The organism is Sphingomonas sp. CARO-RG-8B-R24-01, from assembly GCF_022662295.1.
Classification (GTDB): Bacteria; Pseudomonadota; Alphaproteobacteria; order Sphingomonadales; family Sphingomonadaceae; genus Sphingomonas.
On the sequence record NZ_JAKNQI010000002.1, the window covers coordinates 229933 to 248027 of the forward strand.

The 18095-nt window shown below is 63.8% G+C and carries 15 protein-coding genes; all 15 read right to left on the reverse strand.

Annotated features, from left to right (window positions below):
* Positions 1–143: 143 nt before the first annotated feature.
* The 15 genes from L8G49_RS05840 to L8G49_RS05910 all read right to left on the reverse strand — a co-directional run bounded on the left by L8G49_RS05840 (position 144) and on the right by L8G49_RS05910 (position 18028).
* Positions 144–2795, reverse strand: coding sequence for a putative Ig domain-containing protein (locus L8G49_RS05840; RefSeq protein ID WP_242183192.1), 2652 nt, complete (start codon positions 2793–2795; stop codon positions 144–146).
* Positions 2796–2803: 8 nt separating this feature from the next.
* Entirely contained in the window at positions 2804–3379 is a 576-nt protein-coding gene (locus tag L8G49_RS05845) for a hypothetical protein (protein WP_242183194.1), read from the reverse strand.
* A gap of 12 nt (positions 3380–3391) precedes the next feature.
* A complete protein-coding gene (locus L8G49_RS05850) occupies positions 3392–3691 on the reverse strand; it encodes a hypothetical protein (RefSeq protein WP_242183196.1) in 300 nt (99 codons plus the stop codon).
* Complete coding sequence (locus tag L8G49_RS05855; RefSeq protein WP_242183198.1) at positions 3657–4031, reverse strand: hypothetical protein; 375 nt, start codon at positions 4029–4031, stop codon at positions 3657–3659. The genes L8G49_RS05850 and L8G49_RS05855 overlap by 35 nt, the downstream gene beginning before the upstream one ends.
* Positions 4028–4384, reverse strand: a complete 357-nt coding sequence (locus L8G49_RS05860) for a hypothetical protein (RefSeq protein ID WP_242137393.1) — start codon at positions 4382–4384, stop codon at positions 4028–4030. The genes L8G49_RS05855 and L8G49_RS05860 overlap by 4 nt, the downstream gene beginning before the upstream one ends.
* Complete coding sequence (locus tag L8G49_RS05865; protein ID WP_242183199.1) at positions 4381–4755, reverse strand: DUF6527 family protein; 375 nt, start codon at positions 4753–4755, stop codon at positions 4381–4383. The genes L8G49_RS05860 and L8G49_RS05865 overlap by 4 nt, the downstream gene beginning before the upstream one ends.
* On the reverse strand, positions 4755–5327 hold the full coding sequence (locus tag L8G49_RS05870; RefSeq protein WP_242183201.1) for a hypothetical protein: 573 nt from the start codon (positions 5325–5327) through the stop codon (positions 4755–4757). The genes L8G49_RS05865 and L8G49_RS05870 overlap by 1 nt, the downstream gene beginning before the upstream one ends.
* Positions 5328–5389: 62 nt before the next feature.
* Positions 5390–5827 (reverse strand): hypothetical protein, encoded by a 438-nt coding sequence (locus L8G49_RS05875; protein WP_242183202.1) that lies wholly within the window; start codon positions 5825–5827, stop codon positions 5390–5392.
* The gene (locus L8G49_RS05880; protein WP_242183204.1) at positions 5817–6077 is read right to left on the reverse strand and encodes a hypothetical protein; all 261 of its coding nucleotides are present in this window, start codon (positions 6075–6077) and stop codon (positions 5817–5819) included. Before L8G49_RS05880 ends, L8G49_RS05875 begins: the two co-directional genes overlap by 11 nt.
* 14 nt (positions 6078–6091) lie before the next feature.
* Complete coding sequence (locus L8G49_RS05885) at positions 6092–6391, reverse strand: hypothetical protein (protein WP_242183206.1); 300 nt, start codon at positions 6389–6391, stop codon at positions 6092–6094.
* A gap of 2 nt (positions 6392–6393) precedes the next feature.
* Positions 6394–6921, reverse strand: a complete 528-nt coding sequence (locus L8G49_RS05890) for a hypothetical protein (protein WP_242183208.1) — start codon at positions 6919–6921, stop codon at positions 6394–6396.
* Positions 6918–11300, reverse strand: coding sequence for a hypothetical protein (locus L8G49_RS05895; protein WP_242183210.1), 4383 nt, complete (start codon positions 11298–11300; stop codon positions 6918–6920). The genes L8G49_RS05890 and L8G49_RS05895 overlap by 4 nt, the downstream gene beginning before the upstream one ends.
* Positions 11297–16534, reverse strand: a complete 5238-nt coding sequence (locus L8G49_RS05900; protein WP_242183212.1) for a hypothetical protein — start codon at positions 16532–16534, stop codon at positions 11297–11299. Before L8G49_RS05900 ends, L8G49_RS05895 begins: the two co-directional genes overlap by 4 nt.
* A gap of 447 nt (positions 16535–16981) precedes the next feature.
* Positions 16982–17629: a hypothetical protein gene (locus L8G49_RS05905; RefSeq protein WP_242183214.1), complete on the reverse strand. Its 648-nt coding sequence runs from the start codon at positions 17627–17629 to the stop codon at positions 16982–16984.
* Between the two features lie 33 nt (positions 17630–17662).
* Positions 17663–18028 (reverse strand): hypothetical protein, encoded by a 366-nt coding sequence (locus L8G49_RS05910; RefSeq protein ID WP_242183216.1) that lies wholly within the window; start codon positions 18026–18028, stop codon positions 17663–17665.
* Between the last annotated feature and the right edge of the window lie 67 nt (positions 18029–18095).

Sequence of the window (18095 nt, forward strand, 5' to 3'; positions counted from 1 at the left end):
CCCCTGGCTCGGGCGGGGATGGGTTTGATTTGAGTGGTCGGCGCTGCGCTAATGCCGATGATGCGCAAGGCAGCCCCACCCGCTTTGACAGCGGGAGGGGCAAATCCGTTCAGCGAGATTGACGCTGCATTCGTGTCAGTTCGTTAGGCTGCAACCAACGGCGTCATGACTGGGAACACCGGGATCGGGGTCGTATCCGCATACGTTCCGTAGATCAGGTTCGTGTCGTCGTAGCTCCAGCCATAGCAGCTACGGACCGATACCGACGCCCCGGGGTCGGCTGCCAGCGTGATCACGAGATTATTGCCCGATACCGCGACCGTGCTGATGGGAAGGGTCGTGGCGAACCCGTCCTTCGACACCTGGAAGCCGTACAGCGCGTTGCCGAGCGTCGGCGTCGGCACCGTACCAGTTGCCAAGGTCGTCGGACCCGTCAGCCCCGTGGCGCCACCCATGGCCATGGCAAGGGTGATGACCGCACCGCTGCGGCTAGCGCTTGCCACGGTCGGCCCCTTGCCATCGTGGACGGCTGCGCCGAACGCCTTGGCGATCGTGAAGCCGTCGCGCCGGCTCATCTCCGGGTAGCCCGTGTTCGACGTCGAGTAATGGTACGAATCGCCGTGGACGCAACCGAGCTTGCTGGCGGAGAACTGCACCAGCGTCTCCTTGGCGATGATGTCCAGATACTGCTGTCGCAACACCTCGCGCTGCGCATCGATCTGCGCAGCGGGATAGTTGGGCGATGATGGCGGGTTCGTATCCGCAAAGCGTCCAACCGGAGCGATGAACACCTTCAGGTTCGGATTTCCTGTTGCGGTCCGAAGGCCTGGCAGAAGGTTGCCGCGAAATGCCGCCGAGTATCCGGTCGGTGCAGATGCGCCATCGGCATCCGCTTCGCCTTGATCCCAAACGACGAACTCGACGACCCCACGCTGGTAGCCGACGGCATTGGTGAAGGAGCCCCAATCAGCACCGCCCGGCGATAGCGACGCAAGCGTTCGGCTGGCTACGCCAACGGCCGAGATACCCACTGGGATGCCCAGGGCCTGCGACATGACATAGGCGGTGGCATAGCTCGCCTGGGGGATGATCTTGGTGTTGTAGGCGCTTGCCCATTCCCGCAGCGGGATGCCGCCCTGGGGGTTGTCGGGATACTGCTGTGCGGAGAATGCGAGCGGGCTGAAGGTCGCCGTCGTCCACGCGCTATTGCGTCCAGCCGAGTTGCTCTGCCCCCAGGTCATACCGCGAATGCCGCATGATGCCGGGCGCGATGTCGCGGTGTAGCGCGTGCCCGATCCATCCACATAGCCCGCCTCGATTTCGTAAGGCCCACCGACCGGGAGCGTAGCGAGCCCACTGCACGAGCCATTGGCAGCTGCCGGCGTTTTCAATGGCGCCCAGTCCTGCACGACTGCCTTCGTGGCCTGATCTCTCAGGCGGTAAACCCAGCTGGAGGGCGTGCCCATATAGCTCATCGAGACTAGGCAATCGCCGTTGGTACCGCCAGCCACGTTCCGGCCGACAAACGCATCGTTGTAATCGATCGAGACGGCGAACGGCTCGAGCGCGATATATTGTGCTTGCGCATAGGTCCACGTCTGGGCGCTCAACCCGAACTTACCGTTGGGCAGGGTCGTGCTCATCTGACCCGATAGATCCAGATTGTCGAACGGATAGCTGTAAGCATTGGCGTCGATCAGCCACTTGCCGTCGACCTTCACGCGGATCTTGCCCTTGATGGCCAGGATCGTGATCTCACCCGTAAGCTGCCAAACGACGTTGTTGAACCGCAGCTGCCCGATTGATGCTCCCGCTTTCTGTCCAGTGATGACCAGCCGACCGATGCTCTTGTTAATAGACGCCTCGACGTAATTGCTTGGATCGACATACCACAGCAGGAATGTCTGTCGGCCTTCGTCCCAGGCCTGCCCGCCGCCTCCGGTCCCGCTCGTATCGTACCCGACAGTAGCCACGAAATCCTGCTGCGCAGGACCGATCAGGACGCGGGTGTTCTGATCATAGTTCGAGTGTAAATGGGCATAGCCATTGTCGACGCGATAGTTGGCCGTCTGCGTGGCATCGGCAAGCGTCCAGTTCGCTCGGCCACTGATCGTGCCAGGCGTCTCGAAATCATCCGCGTAAGGAATGACGCGGGCAGTGCCGGCACTGAAGCCCGACCCGACCACCAGCGAGAACGCGCCGAGGTTGGCTTGACCCGACTTGTCCGAGACGGTGATATTCAACCCGTTGGTCGTGCCGATCACAGTCGGCGTGCCGGAGATCGTGCCCGTGGTCGTCGAGAATGCGAGGCCAGTCGGCAAGGAACCGGTCAGCGCAAACGTCTTTGTGCCACTGCCGCCCGACGTGGTTGGCGTGAACGTGTATGCGGTGTTCTGCGATGCCGAGGGCGGCGTTCCGGAGATCGATACCTTGGGTTGCGGGATCCCGCTTTTCTCCGCGCTCAACGCACCTTCGCCGGCGGTGTTGATCGCCGACAACCGGTAGAAGCGCGCCTGCCCATTGGTCAGTCCGGCATCGACGAAGGGCGATGTTGTCGTGATCGTACCGATCAGGACCATGGTTCCGGACACGCTGCTTTCATAGAGCTTGTGCCCCGTGATCGCCGTGCCCGATGGCCCATCGATCCATGACAGCGTGTTCTGTCCATCACCGGGCGTGACAGTAAGGGCGGGCGCTGGAGGCGTCGCTACTGCCAGCGCAGCTTCCAAGCCAGAGATACGGGAATCGAACCCAGCCACGAGCACGTTGACGAAGTCGTTCTGATTGTAGGCCATTGGAACTCCTATGCCCCGAGGGCGACAAGACGGGCGTCAAGGGGATCGAAAGAAGCGATAAAGCCGCTGACCTCGGCGCCGCGCAGCATGCTGGTGCCGCGTGTGTTCGCCATCGTCGGCGGATCTGGTGAAGGCGCGCCCGCTGCGACCTTCACAACCTTGGTGCTGATCTCGATCGTCGGCGCAGCCATCAGGATTGTGTCAGCGCCATCGGTTGTCTCGGGGTAGCCGAACACGCGGCCTTGAAAGAACCGCTTGGCACCGCTGGAATACGTCAGAGCGAAAGCGAACAGCTTGTTCGTCTCGTCATCTGCCGCCGCGCGAAGGATCGATTGGCCCGCGTCAGACTCGTCGTGAGCTAGAGACGGCTGCAAAGAGCCGTAATCGGCCGGGCCCTTGTACTTCTGCTTTGGTCCGAACAGCGGCTGAAATTCGATCTTGGAGAAGACCGCGCCAACCGCGCCGACCTTCTCGAGCCCGCCAATCTCGGTGAACGTCAGCGCGGCGAACCCGGCCGCGTCGTTCGTCGCGGGCGCGCCGATGCAAATGGCAAGGGATGACCCCGCCGCCGTAGATGCTGCCATGTCGTGTTGCTCCTAAAAGACGCCGAGCACCTTGGGTTTGGCCTTTTGCTGGGCCGCCGCCGCTCGCGCCTCGCAGCGCGATACGATGTCGATCGTGTCAGCGGTCCGGCCGTTGGCCTTGTCGAGTTGGGCGGTTTGCAGGTCGGCGAACCCGATCCAGTCCGCCATGACTGCGGCGTATGGCGGCAGCGGCGCGCCGGCGACGGGCTTGCGCCAGCTTTCGGGCAGCAGACCAGCGCAATCGCTCGGGCTGGCGACGATAACGCTCGCCGCGCAGCTACCGAGGCTGAGCGCAGCGAGGATCACCCGCATAGGCCGCGCGGCGACATAGCGCGCTAATCCCAGCACCTGAGACGCCCGCTGGAACGACAGTGGCCGCGCCCTCGGCGTTGCGGATGGTGGCGTCGTTTTCTCGCGAGATTGCATCTGTCTGTTCCTCTTCCTGGGCTCGATTGCCGACCGTGTTGACTGCATCCGCTCCGCTTGCCACCGCCGCGCTCGCTTGGCCGGCCTCAAGCCGGGCCTCGGTCTTGACCGTCTGTGCGGCTCTGCAGGAGCGGATCGAGATGACCGTCGTGATCAGCGCCACCACGCCGATCGCGAAGACGATCCGCGCCGCGTTGGCGGCGAACCAGGTGCCGAGTTTGCTCATGGCCTTCCTCCCTGTTCCGCCAGCTGGTCGGCGGTCTGTTGTGCGCTGTCCGCAGCGGTCTGTGCGCCGGCGATCGCGTCTTGCGGGACCGGAGCCGCCGCAGGCCCGGCTGCGGCGAGCTTTTCGGTAAGGCTGGTCCGGTCGGCTGCATCGTACAGAGCGCGGATCGAGCCGATGACCTCGCGGAACGAGAGCAAGAGCGCGGTCAACCCGAAAGCTTCGGCCGAAGGCACGCGCCCATCGGCGCCGATGTGCTGACCGATGATCGCGAACGTCCAGCCGATCAGGGCGAGCAGCGCCGCCGCGAGCAGCGACAGGGCGATGAGGCCCCATTCCTGAAGGCGGCTCGTCATGCCGGAAACTCCGGCAGGTCGACCGTCTGCCCCGCAAGCGCATGGGTGCAGTCGCCGAGGAACTGGATCCGCCCGTCCGTCACGAAGCTATGGCAGATCGAGCATGTGAAGCCTGCCGGCGGTTTCCCGGCAGCGACCTGAGCGGCGTTATACGTGCACCAGCAATGGCCCCGATCCGCCTCGGACGGCACGTAATGCCCCGACCGGATCAGGACGGACGGAGTGAAGGTCGGTCGATCGGCGCTTCTGTTCCAGCCCCAGATTGCGCCGGCACCGTCGACCGAGACTCGGTGCGCCTCCTTGCAGCCCGGGCACCAGAACATGACGCTACCGGCATCGTCGCCGCGCAGAATTGGGGAGAGCGCGCCCATCACTGCGCCGCCAGCGCTGCGGCGACGTCGGCGCGGATATCGACCCGCACTGGCTTGCCGGGCAGGTAGCTCGGCTTGCTGACGGGGTAGACGTTGACGATGCCGTCGAGGTGCTTCCACTTCCCATCGAAGAACAGAGCTGCTTCGTCGAGGCGACGCTGCTTGAGGTCACCGTTGTTCAGGTAATGCGTCTCAAGGAACTTCCGCGCCTCGGCGACCTTGCCCGCCAGGAACAGGCTCACCCATGCCGTCTCGCCGATCGCACCCGTGTTGTATTGGAACGATAGCGCCGCAGCGAGTTGCGCCTCCGTCAGTACGCGACCCTTGAACGCTGCCAGCACCGCCGGCACGTAGTTGGTCCGAAGGAGCCAGATATAGATCTGTAGCACCCGTTCGATCGAGGTAGGCTTGTCCTTGTACCGATCGACCAGATGGCCGGAGTCATTGGTGACGCCGATGCCCCAGGTGCCCTTGGGCGGCCTTGCGCTGTCGAGATACCACTCGCGCACGATGCCCTCGGCCGCGGCCAGTTCGCACGCGACGCGCACGGTGATGTTGCCGTTGATCGTCATGATCTCGGTTTCCTTCGTTCGTATGGGGAGCGCGCTACGGGCGCGCGGATGGCCGGGCGGTCTCAGTCCGCCTTCATCATGGTTTCGGCCATGTGGCCGATCTCCTCCGGGCTCGTGAACGCCGTTGGCAAGATCTCGCGCAGCAGGACGCGCGCCTGACGGGCGACAGAGTTGCCCGGCGACACCCGTTCGAGCTCGTCGATAACCAGCGTCAGCACGAACCGCTGCTGTCCGATCTGGATCGTCTGGCCGGCAATCTGAGCCTCCGCGATCGTCATGCGGCGCGACTGCGCATCTTTCGATTGCTTGAGCGATTCGATGTCTTTCCACATCTCAGCGCGCATGCGTTCCTCGGCATCGATGTCGATCTTGCGCCAGCCTCCGCGATTTTTGATCCACGCTACAATGGCGCCGCCCCCCAGCAGCAGGTTGATGAAGCCAAAGATTGCGCCCCAGCCGATCGGCAAGCCGACCAGGTCCGGCGTGTGATTACCGGTCATGTTTCTGATACCAAACCGAACCCGCTCCCATCACCAAGGCCAGTATGAGCGCTGTCGTGTACGAAAGGACCGCATGGACCCGAAACAGGAAGGACAGCCGGTTCAGCGCAAGCAAGAAGACTATGCCCCACACCGGATCCAGGTAGCGGCTTTGCCGGCGGAGAATCCGGCCAATGGCTGGCGAGAGACAGGCGAGGCAAATTAGCCACGCAACAATGGCTGCGCCGCGAAGCGCATCAGCAAGCAACATCACGGTAGCTCCTGTTATTTCGGCGCCATGCCGAGGAAGGCGGTTTCGATCGCGCGGGCGCAGTGGCCGGGCTTTGATCCGAGCAGCATGAACAGATGGTCGATCAACCAGGCGCAGGGCTTGCCCCACCACGCGCCGGCCATTGCCGCTCGACCCACGCGCGAACTGATCGTTTCATCCGCCGAGGGGCAGATCCCGCCGACGATCAGGTAATAGGGACCGGCGAGCAGGACGTAGACGAACTGGTCGATCCCGATCAGGACCTGGACGATCCAGTTGCCGAGCCGCTTGAGGGGAGTTTCACGGGCTGGCATGGTCACGCCATGGGCGCGGCAAGCGCGTCCCAATCAACCGCCGATGCCCGGACCATCGCAGCGACGTTCGTGGCAGCCGCAAGCTCAACCATCGCCCCGCGTCGCCGCCCCTCGATCTTTGCCGCAAGCCCACGCCACGCTGCGGCGGTCCCCAAAACGAGGGCCGCAATATCGGCGATCGGCATGCTGGTGTATTCGGCCTCTGCCGCAAGGAACGGGAAGTTGGCCATATCGGCACCAGGGGTCCAGGCCTTTGCCTCTTCCTCCTTCGAGAGATAGGTTGCCTGTTGCCCGGCTACGTCGGTGATGAAGCGCAGGCGGAACTCGCCGGCGTTGTGATTGACCAGTCCAATCAGCCCTTCGCGGATCGGCTCGAGATTAATATCGAACCCCGAGAACGCTTCGGGCGGGACCTGAAGCACTGCAGCACCTTCCGGAACCGCCTGGTTGGCCGTGGCACCAGTGGAGCCCGACCCGCGCAGGCGGACGTCACCCGTCACGACATCGTAAACGACGTAATATTCGGTCATCGTTTGAACTCCTGAGCGAAGATGGCCGTGTTGCTGAATTGCATGACGGAGGAACCCGAAGCTGATCGTCCGAAATACATGCGGTAGCTGTGCGATCCGGCAGGCGGCGTGTCGGAGATGGTGAAGAAGTTCGGCACGCTGGTACCGGTTGTCCTGACCGCGAATTGCCGCGTCACGTCGCCACCGTCGCGCTGTAGCGTGACGAAGAAGAATGGCCCTGTCCCGGACCCATTCGACGCGTCGAAGCTACAGTCGAGCTTCACCAGACCACCTTGGGTGACGATCGTCAGGGGGTCGCTGTAAGCCGGTGCTGCCCCCGCATCGACTTCACCGCTGCTGCCGCTGATGCTGGCCCACTGAGTGATCGCGTTTGGCGCGACGACACGAGTAGTGACCGTACCATTCACAAGGAGGTTGCCGTCGATCAGGACGTTGGCGTTGATGTAGAACAGACCGGCGGAGCCATCGCGCTTGGACAGCTGGATCATGGTGCTGCCGTCTGCCGTCGTTCCGGTGACGCTCCACGCAACGGATGCACCGCCTGGCCCTGCCAGGGCGCCGGCCTGCGTCGTAATCTGGGCAGATACGGTATCGACGTCCGTGCCAAGTCTGATCCCGCACTCGTGCCACAGCAGCGACTTCGTGACCGAGTCACCATCGAAGCCGTACCAGTCGGAGATCATGAACAGCTGTAGCTTCGCGACGACAGGCGGGATCGTCACGGCGCGCTTGAAGACGTACCGTTTGCCCAACTGACCATTGCCGACGATATTGCCCGGCGACGTCTCGAAGGTGTTGAACGCGAACTTCACCTCGGCAACCTGCACACCGTTGGCATCGAAGCCCTGGACGAGGATACCCGCGCCGCGCAGGCCGCCGCTGAGCAGCGTGAGATCGCCGCGCAGCAGGTACGCGGCGTCACCCTTGAGCGGTGCCATGCCGGGATCGAGGGCAAAGCTCGTAGTCAGACCGGCACCCGCGCCGCGGGTCACGTCGTTGCGAACCGAAAACGCCCCTACGAGCCCAGGCGACACCCGGACGTTGGTACCGGCCCATACGGTCCAGTACGTTGGAGCCGCCTGACCATCTGGCCAGCTTGGAAAGCTGGACCCAAGGTTCGCCAGGGGCGGCGTGATCGAGGCCGAGAGATTGGCGAGCGATTGAGCGACGGCACCGACCTTGCCGTCTGCGATAACAGAAGCCTGATCGTTTGCGCGTGCCAGCAGATTGCTTGGCGCGGTGCCGTTGACCTTCGCCTCCAGATCCGATGCGCGGGTCGCCGCGGCATAGTTCTGCGGGAAATTGGCGATAGCGTTTTCGGTCGACGTGACGCGCGACGTCAGCGGCGGCTTGCTTCCATCCGCAGGGCCAACCGTTGTCTCGAGCGTGCCGGTACGGTTCGCATAGCCCTGTACGTTGGTTGACAATGTCGTGATGCGGTCATCGTACCCGCTGAGTGTCGTGTTGACGTTGCTGAAGCGCGTGTTGACCGAGGTGGAGAGATCGGAAACCGACTGCGCTGCATTCGACGCGGTGGTCGCTACTTGATCGATCCGGCCATTGGTTGCCGTATCCGCGTTCTGATAGCTCGAGGTGACGCTCGCGATGCTCTGCCCGATCGCGGCATCACGGTCGATCGCGGCCTGTTCGACGCGGTGAACCTCGGCATAGATGTTTGTGTCGTTGTACCCGCCAGATGCAGCTACACTATCGATCCGTTTGCCGAGTGCCGTGTCGCGATCTTGGCTCGCCTGCTCTGTCGTGTTCACGCGAGCATTCACCGCGCCAATCGCTTGCGTCGTGGTGATGTCGAGGCAACGGAAATAGGCAATTTCGATCTTGCCACCGATGCCGATCGATCCCCGAAGATGAGGATTGATCCAGGCTTCCGTGCGCGCCGTGCCATCGATCACATAGTCGATCGTTACCCAGCCTGCACTGACCGGCAGTGGCGTGAAACCCGCGTAGCTGCCACCATCTGCGCCAGTCTGTCGGCCCGACCATTCGTAATCGGCGGAATAGGTGCCGTCGTTGCCGACCGCGCGGATCATCGCCTGATATCGATAGATCTTGCCAGCGAATGGCAACGGACGGCGCAGGCCGACCGAATAGCTGCCGCCACTGGTCGCGTTCACATAATGGAAGCCGCCCAGACTATCGCCGGTGAACAGGCTGTCTGGCAGCTGCGCATTCTGCCCCTGCCAGGCGTTCTGGCCGTAGTATAGGCCCCGCATTGTGAAGTCGATCGGGTTGCCCGCGCTGACCTCCAGCGCGGTAGCGCGAGCCGCCGTCGCGAACTGGTTGGGGAGATCGGTCAAGACGCTCTCGGCCGTTGCGATACGGGCAGTCAACGCGGGCTTGCTCGGATCGGCCGGCCCGACGGTCGTCTCCAGAACGGAAGTGCGGTTCGCATACCCCTGCACATCGCTCGACAGCGTCGTGATCCTGCCGTCGTAACGGCTCAGCGTATCGTTGATGCCGGTGAAGCGGGTGTTCAGGCTCGTATTGAGATCTGCGACCGCCGTTTTTGCGTCCGAGGCAGTTGTCGCGACTTGGTCGATCTGCGCTTTAGCCGACGCATCTGCCGCCTGATAATCCGTGACGATGCTATCGACTCGGCGGCTGAGTGCCCCGTCTCTGCTGATCGCCGTCTCGTCGACGCGGCGCACCTCGGCGTAGACATTGCTGTCGTCATAGCCGCCGCTCGCGCTGACGCTGTCGATACGGCGATTGATGAAAGCGTCGGAATTGTCGAGCCGCGCAACTGCCGCTGCAAGCGCGTTATCTGCGTTTTGCATGGCGGCAGTGATTCGGCCGTTCACGTCACCGATCGAGCCGTTGATGTCCGTGATTTTCTGGTTCGCTGCAGCGATTCCGTCGTTTGCGGCCTGCTGTGCCTGGTCGATCCGCGTTCCGGCGTCGGCAACGGCCTTGTTGATCGCTGGAATGGTCGTTCCGCTGATGTAGGCAAGATCGGTGCGCGCCGCCGCGATCTGCGCATCGAAGCTGCCCAGTTGGGCGATCGTGCTGCCGACCGTGCCTGATCCGAACGGGCTCTTCGGGTCAGCACTGTTGGTCGCGTTGTTGGCTGGCTTGGTGCCGATCGGATCGCCGACCGCTGGCCAGTCGACGGCACCAGCCTTGAACGGCTCGATCTTGCCCGCGGTGCTCAGGCCTTCGATCGACAACGACAGCTTGCTGACGGTCTCGCCGACCTCGATCGAATAATCCTTGAAGAACCCGTAGATCGTCAGGCTGTCGATCCCGGTCTGCCCAATCCACAGCGCCGGCAGGGCGCGAACGGCAGTGATCCGCCCGGCGACGGCATCGACCGCGTCGGTCCGGATCAGCGCCTTTGCGACCATGCGCTTTGCCCAGGCGCGCTCGACGATCGTCACTTCGCCGAAGTCGTCGACGTCCTTGCGGCTGAAGTCCGTGATCCCGGCAGTCGGCGACGATTCGGTGATGCCGAGGTTGACCAGCTTGCCCACCAGCAGCGTGCCGACCGAGACAATCCCGCTACCCGCGATTGTCACGACCACGCGCGTAAGCCCGACCGGCAGATCGAGGAACGTGATCGCGCCTTCGCTCGCCGCTACAGTGCGATCATAGCCGATCGCCTGCACCCGCACCGTCGCCGCAACGACGTCGAGCAGCGCCACTGCGGTCAGGACGGGTGCATCGACGGTGACGCTGATCGAGCTGGTCGCGCTCGAGGTCGAACCGAGCGCCTGATCGAACATTGCCCAGCGGTTGGTCGGGCCGATGTCGGTCCACTTGCCCGTCCCGCCCGCCGGGTCGTTCCCGATGTTGCCAGCCGCCGAGCTTTCATAGATCCGGTGCTCTGGCGACTTCAGAACACGCTCGCCGAGCGCATAGGTCCTGCTCGACGACCAGGCCGCATAGTCGTTCTCGACGATCGTGCTGGCAACGAGGCTGCTGTCGCTGACCGGAGCCGGTTGCAACAGGTTCAGCGTCGAGGACTGCCCCGCTGGCGCTGGATCACCGCCGGCATCGGCGACCGCGTCGGCTTCTAGCAGCCCCTCTACCGTCAGCGTGCAATAGCTGAGCGGCGGTACTGACAGATCGATCTCGAAGTCCTTGAAGAACCCGTTCACTTTGAGGCTCGCGAGGCGATCGTCGGCAACCCAGGTCGCCGCGGTCGCGCGGAGGGAGGCAAGCTTGCGCTGGATCGCGTCGACCGAGGCGAACGGCACGCCGAGCCGGACTGACATACGCCGCGCGAAGCCGCGTTCGACCACGGTGGTGATACCGTAATCGTCGGTCACGCGCCGGCTGTAATCGGTGATGCCGATCGTCGGATTCGTCTCGGTCGCGCCGAGATCGAACACTTCACCGCTGGCGAGCTGGATCTTCATGCCGCTGCCGCCACGCTGATCGCCTCGCCGCCGCTCGCAGCAGTCACGCTGTCGAACGAGCGCTTGAGGCTTCCGGTGTTGCTCGCGGTCGCTGCGTGCCCGGCATTATTGTCCGCGCGCAGCTGGGCCAGCTCGTCGCGCAGGCTGCGCAGTTCACTGGCCATGTCGTCGTTCGAAGCGGCCGGGGCGGTGCTGGCCTGAACGGTCGCCGCGTTGGCAAGGATGGCGGCAACCGACGTCGTCGGCGTCACCGTGGTCGCAAGGTTGCTGATCGCGGCATTCGTAGCCTCGAGGCTAGCGGCGGTCTGGGCCTGTACGCGGTCAAGCTCCTGCCGACTGGTTGCGACAAGCGCGGCTGCGGCGAGCAGCGATTGCGACAGCTGCGGCAGGCTTTTCGCCGCATCCTGGTCGCCGCCGCGTGCCGCTGCGGTCGCCGCATTGAACTGGCCCATCAGCGACACGAAACTGGTCCCGCCGTTCGTGCCGGTCAGGCCGCGGATCCGCTTCACCTCGTCCATGATGCTGTCGCCGACCGAGGTCCACGCCGCGCGCAGCTCGTCCGCCGCCTTGGCCGCGTCCTGCGCGTCCTGGATTGCCCAGACCTGTTCCTGCAGGGCACGGTTGCTGCTGTCGATCTTGGCCAGATCGAGCGCGCGGATCGCCGCGGTATTGCCCTGCAGGGTGAGCAGCTGACGTTGGAGGTCGTTGCGCTCGCTCGCGATATCGGCCGCGCTCTTTGCGCCTTCCATCGACTTCTGCAGATCGGCGAAGGCCGGTGCTAGCTGCAGCAGCGTCGCATAGGTCGACTGCCCGGCAGCGGTCGTCAGATCCTGCGCCTCGACCAGCGAGCGGAACGCCGCGAGCGTGCCGGGCATGGCGACGCCGAGGCTGCCGAACACGCGGGCCAGCTGCGCTTGCTTAGCAGTCGCTTGCTCTTCCGAAGTGTAGAACGCCTGGAAATAGCCGTCGACCGCACTGGTCAGGTCCGAGATACTGGCGAACTGGTTGGCCAGCCCCATCTTTGCGTCAATGCCGAGCGCCTGCGCGCCCGCGCCCAGCTGGTCCATCGCGTTCGTCACCGCCTCGACGGTCGAGGCAACCCGCACCAGCGTCTCGAACGCGCCTTCGCCGACCTTCTGGAACCGCTCGATCCCGGGGAACGCCGCATTCGCCATGTTGTCGGCTGCAGCGCCAAACACCGCCGAGAGCTTCTCCTGGATCTCGGTACCGGTCAGCCCCTTGAGGTCGATCTTGCCGATGTTGACCACGAAGCCGTTCAACCGGTTCTGGATCTCGCTCGTTGCCGAACCAAGCGGCCCGGCAGCGGCAACGATCGAATCGTTGAACTGCTTGAGGATGAGCGTGAACTGGTTCTGCAGGGTCGCATCGGCCCCGGTGTATTGGGTCGACGTCTTCGTGCCGGTGACGATGCCGAAGAACTTCGACTTCTTCTCGACGTCCGAATAATATTGCGCGTTGAACCCGCCGCCCAGGATCGAGCCGATCGACTGCGCTCCACCATACAGGCCGCTGCCGGTCACCGTCGTGGTCGAACCGAACAGCGAGCCGAGCAGGCCACCGATCAGCGGGATCTTGGACAGGACCGACCCGATCAGGTTGGGCTTGAAGCCCTCGGTTACGCCCGCCGAAGCGTTGACGTCGCCGGCACGCGACACGAGCGATGCGACGTTGCCGATCTGGCTGTCGATCGAGCGGAGCGATGCCGCCATCTGACGCGCGAAGGTGTTGGTCAAGGTGTCCACCTCCTTCAGCGCGTCGACCGCGTTCTTGATGCTGTCGGACTTGGCCGAGCTGTCGCCAAGCACGGTGCCGGTGCCATCGTTCGCCTTGACTACGGTACCCTTGCTGCCGCCGCCGAGCCCGCCGACGACCGACACGCCGATCGCCGCCAGCGCCGCGATCGTGGCCGCGCCCGCTGCGATGTTCGCCGGGAAGGGCAGCGATGCGATAGCCTTGGCGACCGCTTCCACGCCGCTTGCAGCTGCACGGATCGCACTCTTAGCGACGCTCGATGCGGTGTGGATCGCGTCTTGCGCCATCGCTTTGACCGACAGGGCGAACTCGACCGCGCGGAATACCTTCTCCGCCGCGAGCATGGTCTGGTAGCCTTTGCTCTTCTCGTTGAAGAACCCCTTGGCTGCGGCGGTCATATCGCCGAACGCGCCGATCTGCGCAGTCGCGGACGCAAGCGCGAACTTGGTATTGGCCTGCGCCTTCAGCTTTTCATTACCGTTCGCCGCAGCGAGCGCGGCAGCATGCTGCTGATCAAGCCGGGTGCGATCAGCCTGGAAGCTGGCGTAGGCCGACGCCATGTCGCCGATGGCGCGCCCGACGCTTCCGAAGGCGTCTGCCATACCCTGCGATGCAGTCTGGACGTTACGAGCGATCAGATCCCATTTGTCGGCGGTAAAGCTGAGGCCGTCATTGTATGCCTGCTGCTCGTCTGCGAGCTTCTGCGTGGCGACCGCGATCTCGACCTGCTTGGCGATGTATGCGTCGGCATAAGCGGTGCCGAGCGTCTCGCCGCGCGCTTCCAAGGCCTGCGTAGCCTGGATCGTTGCCATGGCGCGCACGCGCTCGTCGACCGTCGCGCCGATCAGTCGACGCTCCTCGGTCAGGCTGGCCAGCTGGCGGGTAGCAGCCTCATCAGCGCCGATATAGAACGCGCCGGTTGCAGCCGCCTTAGCGTCCGCCTGTGCGGCCCGCTGCGCTTTCAGGGCCTGCGTCGCTCGATCAGCGGCAGCGCTCATCTCCTTCTCACGCGAGATATTACCCTGCGCGCCCGCTTCCGCCGCCCGTTGAGCCGCTGCCTCAGCTGCCGCGAGCAGCGGCAACTCGGCGACACGCTGTTGCACAAGCTCCGCAGCGCGCTCGGCCGGTGCCAGTCCATTAGCGACGAGTGCGTTCACCTCGGTCTGGATCCGCGCCTGATCGCGCGTCGCCGCCGACGTCTTCTCAGCATCGGCAACGCGCTGCGCGATCGACAGTCGAACCTGCCGGTCGACCGCCGCCTCGATATCGCCACGCTGCTTGATCGCCTGCGTCTCGGCCTTCACCCGCGCTTCCGCGATCAGCGCGGCCGCGCCGGACACGCCATAGGCATCGGCCAGCTTGTACAGGTTGCGGATCTCGGCCTCGACACCCTCGGCGGCAAGGGCGTTGCGGTCGACCTTAGGTTTCGGGGCGGTCCGGTTGGCCTTGAGGGCAGCCGCTTCCTCCGCCATCCGCTTTTTGGCGAACGAGATGGCGTTGTTGCCGGATTGCTTCCAGAACTCGGCATCAGCCTTCCGCGCCGCGCTGTAGGCGTTCGTGTAGCTGCTGCCGATCATCTTCGCCGCCTTCGCGGCCGCCCCGGCATTGCCGTTTGCGACGGGGTCGATCTGCGGGGCGCTGACCGTGCCGATCTTCAAACCGGTCGCCTTGTTCACCGTAGTGATCAGGCCGTTCAGCTGGTCGACGCCGGCTTTGGTCAGGCGGTTGAGCGCGCCGATCGCCGCATTGACGCCTTGCACGAACAGGTCCCCGAAGACTGCCGGGAATGCGCTCCACACCGTGCGTACGACGTCGAACGTGCCGTTGATGCCGGCCGTGATACCGGCTGCTACGACATTCCAGGCAGCGAGGACCTTCTTGAACGCACTCACTGCGCCCTTCGAGATCGCGTCCCAGTCGGAGCTTTTGCCCATACCATCCTGGATCGTCTTCCAGATGCCCGCCATCATGTCGCCGGCGGTGACGGTCACGCCGCTCAGACGCTCGATCTTGTCGCCGGCCTTATCGACGCCGTCGCTCAGCTGCAGCATTTCCTTGTGCGTGAGCCCGAGGCTCTCGCGGTACCGCGTCAGCTCCTTGCTATCCTTCACCTGGCTCTGGAACAGCTTGAACGCGCCGAAGGCGGCAGCCCCAACAACGATGAACGGGGCTGCCGCGACCGCCAAGCCGCCGATGGCAACGGCCATTGCCTTCAGCCCACCCTCCGCCATCATGGCGACCTGGACGAGCTGGCCCCCCTGCTGGATCAGGATCGTGAACGGCTTCTGCCCGGTGAGCAGCCCTTGCACCACGTCCGGCATCTGGATCGCAAGGTTCCGCATCGCATTTGCATTGCTGCTGCCCGCTTTCGCCATTGCCGTATGCTGCTCGGTGGTCGCTGCCATGCGCTGGCTCAGCACCTGCTGCTGACGGGCATACTCGGCCGGTGCGGTCGCGCCGTTGTGATAAAGGCGCGTGGACTCGGCGATCTCGGCATTCAAGCGCTGCGTCGCTGCATACAGCGGATCTGTCGCCGCGCGCATACGCTCGGCAGCCGCAACGTCCGCCATCTGCGCCTCATACGATCCGCGCACCATCGCCGCGAGGCGTTCATGCTCATCCGCAAGCCGCTTGGCAGCTGCCGCGGCCGACGCGTCCGCGCGCGCTTCATCCTCGGCCGCTTTGGCAGCGAGGGCGCTGAAGGTCGCGCCCTGATCGGTAGCGGCGATCTTGCCGACGCCGGTGTTGCGCTCGAGCGCCGCTTGGATCCGCGAGCGCTCGAGCAGCTGCGCGTTGACCGCCGCCTCGGCTGTGGCACGCGCGGTCGCGGCTTCGGTCTCACGCAAGGCATCGCCGCCCTTGCGGGCCGCTGCCTCGAACATGTTGTAGGCGAGCGTCGCTGAGCGCAGATCCTGCGCCTTCTTTTCCATTGCCGCCGACGCCGCAGCCGCGTCCGCCTCACGCATCACGGCCACGCCCTTGCGAGCAGCCGCCTCGAACATATTGTAGGCGAGCGACGCGCTACGCAAGCTTTGCGCCTGCTCTTCGATGGCGGCATTCTGGGCGTGTAGCCGACCGGAAAGCTCGGTCAGGCCCTGCTCTGCCGCCGCCAGTGCCGCGACCTCGACGCGTGCAGCACGGATCTGGTCCTTGGTCTTGCCGAAATTGTCGATCTGCCGCTCCATGCTGCGCGACAGGGCCTCACCAGCCGTCTCGGCCGAGCGGAGCGCGCGTGCTGCGTCGGCGCCGGCGCGTGTTGCGGCATTGCCAAATGCAACGACGTTGGCCGTGGCGGTCTGACCAACCATGCCGCGCGTTGCCTGCTCGATCTGCGTAGCGGCCGTGAGCATCTTGCCCTCGGTGCTATCCATCATCGCCTGCAAGCGCTGAAGCTCGCTGAACGAGCCGCTGGTTTCAATGCTGAAACCGACCTCGAGGGTAGGCTGGCCAGATTCTGCCATTGTGAACCTCCCTCAGATAATTGTCAGGATGTATCGCCAGATGCGCGCCATTGCTGGCCGGATCGGATTCGACCTATTTGCTGAGCGCTGACGCTGAATTTGCGGCCAAGAGCGGCATGATTTGCAGCCGATGCGCGGATCTCGACAACTATTGCTTCATTTAGAACCGCTCGTGGGTTCCGCTCGCCAACAGGTGCCGTCCCATGGCTATAGCGATCGGCGTTATTCTCTTTTGATGTCGCCCAACGCAAATTCGATGCTCTGCAGTTTGTCTTGTCGCCGTCATTATCTGCGACCTGCTAGCCATCGGCGCTTGACCCATGAAAGGCCCGAGCTACCAACCGATGAATGTGCGAGGATACGGACTCCGCCCTTCCTCGGACCAAGCTAACACCCGGATATCCCATCCCCCCTCAGCGGCCATCCGGCAGCTGGTTGCGGCAGGTCTTAAGGCTGGGCGGGAATAGGCTTGATCGAGTAGCGCATCCCCATTCCGCTGATGTTCGCAATCTCCATTTCCAGGCCTTTGAACCGGACTATTTGCGGGTAGGCCGTCCCCAACGGGATCGTTAGATTTTCCGTAAATGCCGAGCGAGCCAGACTATCGCCGAACTCTCGGTAGGACAGGCTGAGAGTCGTCGGCGTGGAACCAAGGTAAATAATGCGGCGCTCAAACGCTGGGCCCTCCAACGACGTCACGGTCCGCTTCGTGTATTTCGCCGGGCTTTTAAGAGGCGCTATCTTACTCGTTTCGTTGAAAGAATATCTATCAAAGGCGCCGTCTTCGTTTTCATCGATCAGACAGGTGCGTTCCCGGCCAAATATCGAGTCTGTCCCGCTTCTCGAACAGGCTTTCATGCCGCTCGGCGTTTCGACAAAATCCAAGGTGGTGCCCGCTGGTACGTCGATTAGCCCCGCCGATGATATCAGGCTTCCGCCCTTGGCACGCTGATCCAGAACCACCTCATAATGAACCGCGGGCGGAGGGGCGCTGCTCCAAACGACATCCCCGGCAGTCACGGTTCGCTGTTCCGGGACGTCAGCAGCCACTGCTGGACCAGCGGCTGCAAAAAGAACCAATAAGATCATGCGCATATAGAACCCCTTTCGAGGCACGCTGGCACAATCTCACCCCAAAAGCATCTCCAGCCGTGCTTGCTCCACATCAAGCTCGCGCTGCGTCACTTCCGCCTTCCATGGGGGCGGGCAGTTCTCGCTCTCAGCCCTTCGACCTTCGGCAAGGTACTCGGTCGACATACGCCGAATAAGTCGGGCTTCCCAAGGCGCGAGATCGACCCGGGTACGATCGCACCACGCATTGATCTCGCGCCAGCTGAGCGGGACCATTCCCATCCCGGCCGCTTCGCTCATTCCCATCTCAACGAGATATTGGACGAGATGCTGAGCGGGGTTGGGCGGCATTTGTACCGGGATGCGGTCCCGTTTCATCTGGTCGATCCGACTGAGCTTCGGCTGGTCGGCGTCAGCAACCACCTTCGCCCGCTTGGTACCCGCGTCCGGTTTCGGCGTGGCGTGGAGCCACGCCATATGCTGGACGAAG

Coding starts and splice junctions, on each gene's coding strand:
- L8G49_RS05870 (WP_242183201.1), bottom strand. CDS start 5,327: ATGACGATCAACGGCAACATCACCGTGCGCGTCGCGTGCGAACTGGCC.
- L8G49_RS05885 (WP_242183206.1), bottom strand. CDS start 6,391: ATGCCAGCCCGTGAAACTCCCCTCAAGCGGCTCGGCAACTGGATCGTC.
- L8G49_RS05840 (WP_242183192.1), bottom strand. CDS start 2,795: ATGGCCTACAATCAGAACGACTTCGTCAACGTGCTCGTGGCTGGGTTC.
- L8G49_RS05900 (WP_242183212.1), bottom strand. CDS start 16,534: ATGGCAGAATCTGGCCAGCCTACCCTCGAGGTCGGTTTCAGCATTGAA.
- L8G49_RS05860 (WP_242137393.1), bottom strand. CDS start 4,384: ATGACGAGCCGCCTTCAGGAATGGGGCCTCATCGCCCTGTCGCTGCTC.
- L8G49_RS05895 (WP_242183210.1), bottom strand. CDS start 11,300: ATGAAGATCCAGCTCGCCAGCGGTGAAGTGTTCGATCTCGGCGCGACC.
- L8G49_RS05865 (WP_242183199.1), bottom strand. CDS start 4,755: ATGGGCGCGCTCTCCCCAATTCTGCGCGGCGACGATGCCGGTAGCGTC.
- L8G49_RS05880 (WP_242183204.1), bottom strand. CDS start 6,077: ATGTTGCTTGCTGATGCGCTTCGCGGCGCAGCCATTGTTGCGTGGCTA.
- L8G49_RS05850 (WP_242183196.1), bottom strand. CDS start 3,691: ATGCGGGTGATCCTCGCTGCGCTCAGCCTCGGTAGCTGCGCGGCGAGC.
- L8G49_RS05845 (WP_242183194.1), bottom strand. CDS start 3,379: ATGGCAGCATCTACGGCGGCGGGGTCATCCCTTGCCATTTGCATCGGC.
- L8G49_RS05905 (WP_242183214.1), bottom strand. CDS start 17,629: ATGCGCATGATCTTATTGGTTCTTTTTGCAGCCGCTGGTCCAGCAGTG.
- L8G49_RS05855 (WP_242183198.1), bottom strand. CDS start 4,031: ATGAGCAAACTCGGCACCTGGTTCGCCGCCAACGCGGCGCGGATCGTC.
- L8G49_RS05875 (WP_242183202.1), bottom strand. CDS start 5,827: ATGACCGGTAATCACACGCCGGACCTGGTCGGCTTGCCGATCGGCTGG.
- L8G49_RS05890 (WP_242183208.1), bottom strand. CDS start 6,921: ATGACCGAATATTACGTCGTTTACGATGTCGTGACGGGTGACGTCCGC.